Here is a 3,965-nt window from a genome sequence, read left to right as displayed (position 1 = left end):
GGCGGGGGGTGTACCCAGCACCACCCCCGGACCGGTGGGCTAGCCGGCTCGGCCGGCGCGCGGCGTGGCGGCAGAGTGGTGCACATGATCGAGACGATGCCGGCGGGCGCCGCCGTGAAGTACCAGGGCACTTCGAGCCGCTTCGGGCGTGAACTGGCGTACCTCCTCTCCGGGTTGCCGGTGGGCGTGGTGGCCTTCACGGTGGCCGTGACCGGGTTCTCGCTCGGGGTCGGCGGGCTCGTGGCCGTCTTCGGGGTGCCCGTGCTCGCCGGGACGCTGGCCGCGGCGCGTGGCTTCGCGCGGGGCGAGCGTGCCCGGGTGGCCGCCGTGACCGGGCGCGCCATGCCGGAACCGAGCTACCGCGAGCCGCGCGGCACGGGGCTCGCCCGCTGGTGGCACGCGCTGGGCGACCCGCAGGCGTGGCGGGACTGGACGCACATGGTCGTCGCCCTGCCCGTGCGGCTGCTCACCTTCAGCTTCGCGATCACCTGGACGCTGGGTGGGCTGGGCGAGCTCTGCTACGGGCTGTGGTCCTGGTCGCTGCCGCGCGACGGCGGCGAGGAGGGCATCCTCGACCTGGCCTTCGGCATCGACTCCACGGTCGCCGACATCGCCTTCAACACCGGCGTCGGGGTGCTGCTGCTGGCCACCGCCGTCCCGATGGTGCGGGGGCTGACCGCCCTCCAGGCCGGGGTGGCACGCGGCGTCCTCGTCCGCGCCTGACCACCACCGACCGACGCCGGCCCGGGCACTCGCCCTGGCCGGCGCCGGCCTGTCTCAGGCGAAGTCCCTGGTGGCGGGGAGTTGGCCGTCGTGCCGGACGCGGCGGCGCGCGGCCTTCACCACGCGGTGATCCGGCGGATGGAGACGCGCTCGTGTCGTGGGACGACGAGATGGACGAACATCCCGTTGGGGACGATGGCGTCGCCGCCCCTGAGGGCGCCTCCCTGACAGGTCGTACCGTCCAGGTACAACGCCTCGGCGGCCCGAACGAGCTCGTCGGCCCGCTTCTCCACCTCGGCGACGAGGACCGGCGGAGCGCCGGCCGCGACCGTCTCTTCGTCGGGGGCGTACTCCCACGCCCAGCTCAACCGGCGGCCTCGCGCGCCTCGTTGACGACCGCCAGCAGCTCGTCTGCGGCCTTGCGCCAGGCTGGAGCGTCCTTGTCGAGGGTCTGCGCGGTGCGCTCCGCCGCCCGGCGGCGGGCGGCCAGATCGGGGCGGCGTTCGATTTCCACCTCGCCGGCCCAGACGGCCAGCCACCCTCGAACGGGTCCGAGGGTGTCGCCCTGGGCGGCGAGCGAGAACGCCTCGTCCTTCTGCCGCTGCATCTCTGACAACCGGTGCGGCGCGATACGCGCCATGGCGAGGAGCAAGGCATCGGGCGTGCGCGGCGGCCGCGAGATCAACTCACCGTCGTCCGTGCTCGGGCTCTGCGCTCATGTCGGCCTCCCCAGTGGGCGTCGCCCTTCGGCTGACCAGAGTAGCCGGGGAGGCTGACGATGACGGCGGTTCGTCCGTGTCGGCCCGCGACCACCGGGCTCAGGCCAGCCGGGCCGCCGCGCGGCGGTCGGCGTGGGCGCGGTGGGTGGCGTAGAGGGTGATGCCGGCCGTGGTCACCAGGGCGGTCAGCGCGAACGCGACCAGGCCCGACCAGTCGGCCGCGTGGTAGATCACCGCACCGGTGGTGCCGCCCAGGCTGGCGCCCAGGTAGTACGCCACCTGGTAGAGCGCCGACGCCTGCGCCCGGCCCTCGGTCGCCGCCCGGCTCACCGAGCCGGAGGCCACCGCGTGGCCGAAGAAGAAGCCGCCGGTGATCAGCACCAGGCCGGCCAGGACCGGCACCAGCCGCTCCGACAGGGTCAGCAGCAGACCGGCCGAGACCGTGGTGATCGCCGCGTAGAGCGCGCCACGCCGGCCGAGCCGCTCGATCATCGGGCCGGTGACGGAGGCCGAGCCGGTGCCGACCAGGTAGATGACGAACACCGAGCCGGCGAGCCCGGCCGAGAGGCCGAACGGCTCGTCGACCAGCCGGAAGCCGATCACCGTGTACACCGCGCTGAACGCGGCCATCAGCAGCATCCCGATCGCGTAGAGACGCAGCAGCAGCGGCTGCGACAGGTGCGCCCGCACCGCGCCGAACAGCACCCGCGGGCGCAGCGGCGCCGGCCGGAAGTTCCGGCTCCTCGGCAGCAACACCCGGTAGACGACCGCCGCGACGAGCGCCATCACCGCCACCGCGCCCAGCGCGGCCCGCCAGCCGAAGCCGTCCGAGACCCAGCCGGTCAGCACCCGGCCGACCATGCCGCCCACGCTGTTGCCCGCGATGAACAGGCCGACCGCGCCGACCGTGGCCCGCGAGTCGAGCTCCTCGGAGAGATAGGCGACGGCCGACGCCGGGATGCCGGCGATCGCCGCGCCCTGCAGCGCGCGCAGGGCGACCAGGCTGCCCAGGTCCGGCGCGAACGGGATGACCAGCGCCAGCGCCACGGCCACGCCGACCGAGACCGTCATCATCCGCCGGCGGCCGAACCGCTCGGAGAGCGCGCTCAGCGGCAGCACCGCGACGGCCAGGCCGATGGTGGCGGCGGAGACCGTCCAGCTGGACGCGTCGGCGCCCACCCCGAAGGCGGTCGCGATGTCCGGCAGCAGTGACTGGGTGGAGAACAGCATGGCGAAGGTGGCCAGGCCGATCGCGAACAGCGCGAGGTTGATGCGCGTGCGAGAGAGGGGCCGCGAGGGAGGACGCACGTCGGTCGGGACGGTCGGGAACGGCGCGGTGGAGGCCCCCGCGGTGGCGGGGGCCCCGACTAGGTCACTGGGCATACCAACAAACTAGGACCCCGAATCTCATGCGTCCAATGCACGAATCTGCGAAGATCGATCCACCAGTGCATCAGCAGAGGTGAGGGGCGCGTATGTCATCGCCGCGCAACGAGAATGACACCGGCGTTACACCGGTCACACCCGGGGGAGCCGACCTCTCCCCGGACTCCTGGGCCGCGTTGCTCACGCCACGGCTCGCCCAGTTCGCCGCCGTCGCCAGGCATGAGCACGTCACGCAGGCGGCCCGCGGGCTGGCCGTCCCGCAGTCCACGCTCAGCCGGGCGATGGCCCGTCTCGAAGGGGACCTCGGCGTCACGCTGCTCGCCCGCCACGGGCGGCGCGTGACGCTGACCCCGGCCGGGCGCGCCTTCGCGCGGTCCGTCGAGCGCGCGCTCGGCGAGGTGGAGCGGGCCGCCGAGGCGGTGCGGACGGACGCCGACCCGGCCGCCGGCAAGGTCGCGTTCGGCTTCCTGCACACCATGGGCCCGGAGACGGTGCCCGCGCTGATCCGCGAGTTCCGCGAGGACCATCCACGGGTCCGCTTCTCGCTGGTCCAGAGCTACGGCGAGGACATGATCGAGCGGATGCGGGCCGGCGAGCTGGACCTCTGCCTCACCTCGCCGGTGCCGGAGGCGCCCGACCTGGTGACGCGGCGCCTCGACGAACAACGGCTCCACCTGGTCGTTCCCGCCGGCCACCGGCTCGCCGGCCGGCGCCGGGTGCGGCTCGCCGAGGCCGCGGACGAGCCGTTCGTCACGCTCGAACCCGGTTACGGGCTGCGGAGGTTGACCGACGAGCTGTGCGAGCGGGCCGGCTTCCGGCCCCGGGTCGCCTTCGAGGGCGAGGAGCCGGAAACGCTGCGCGGCCTGGTCGCGGCCGGGCTCGGCGTCGCGTTGCTGCCACCGCCGACCGTGGCCAGGCCCGGTGTCGTCGAACTCTCCGTCACCGCGCCGCGCGCCGCCCGCCAGATCGGCGTCGCCTGGCTCGCCGGCCACCCCGACACCCGGCCGGTCGCCGACTTCAAACGGTTCCTCCTCGGCCACCGGGGGCGGTTGGTCTCCGGCCAGGCGGCCAACGAGACGTAACGGCGCGGTGCGCCCGGCCGACGCGGGCCCGGCGGCGTCCGGGCCGGGTGGGTGG

General features: G+C 74.5%; 5 protein-coding genes. 2 read left to right on the top strand and 3 right to left on the bottom strand.

What is annotated here, in order from left to right; all coding sequences use genetic code 11:
* Nucleotides 1–84: 84 nt before the first annotated feature.
* Entirely contained in the window at nucleotides 85–723 is a 639-nt protein-coding gene (locus E1283_RS33325) for a sensor domain-containing protein (RefSeq protein ID WP_243745276.1), read from the top strand.
* Nucleotides 724–839: 116 nt separating this feature from the next.
* Here the strand turns inward: E1283_RS33325 and E1283_RS33320 are convergent, their stop codons facing one another.
* The 3 genes from E1283_RS33320 to E1283_RS33310 all read right to left on the bottom strand — a co-directional run bounded on the left by E1283_RS33320 (nucleotide 840) and on the right by E1283_RS33310 (nucleotide 2,825).
* Nucleotides 840–1,091, bottom strand: coding sequence for a hypothetical protein (locus E1283_RS33320; protein ID WP_132821905.1), 252 nt, complete (start codon nucleotides 1,089–1,091; stop codon nucleotides 840–842).
* Nucleotides 1,088–1,363 (bottom strand): hypothetical protein, encoded by a 276-nt coding sequence (locus E1283_RS33315; RefSeq protein WP_243745275.1) that lies wholly within the window; start codon nucleotides 1,361–1,363, stop codon nucleotides 1,088–1,090. The genes E1283_RS33320 and E1283_RS33315 overlap by 4 nt, the downstream gene beginning before the upstream one ends.
* Before the next feature lie 178 nt (nucleotides 1,364–1,541).
* Nucleotides 1,542–2,825, bottom strand: a complete 1,284-nt coding sequence (locus E1283_RS33310) for an MFS transporter (protein ID WP_132821903.1) — start codon at nucleotides 2,823–2,825, stop codon at nucleotides 1,542–1,544.
* A 92-nt stretch (nucleotides 2,826–2,917) separates the two neighbouring features.
* Between E1283_RS33310 and E1283_RS33305 the strand changes: the two genes are divergently transcribed.
* Complete coding sequence (locus tag E1283_RS33305; RefSeq protein ID WP_132821902.1) at nucleotides 2,918–3,910, top strand: LysR family transcriptional regulator; 993 nt, start codon at nucleotides 2,918–2,920, stop codon at nucleotides 3,908–3,910.
* Nucleotides 3,911–3,965: the final 55 nt, after the last annotated feature.

The organism is Streptomyces hainanensis (assembly GCF_004348415.1).
Classification (GTDB): Bacteria; Actinomycetota; Actinomycetes; order Streptomycetales; family Streptomycetaceae; genus Streptomyces; species Streptomyces hainanensis.
Note: the sequence above shows the minus strand (reverse complement) of the source record. Positions and strands in the feature narration are given on the sequence as shown.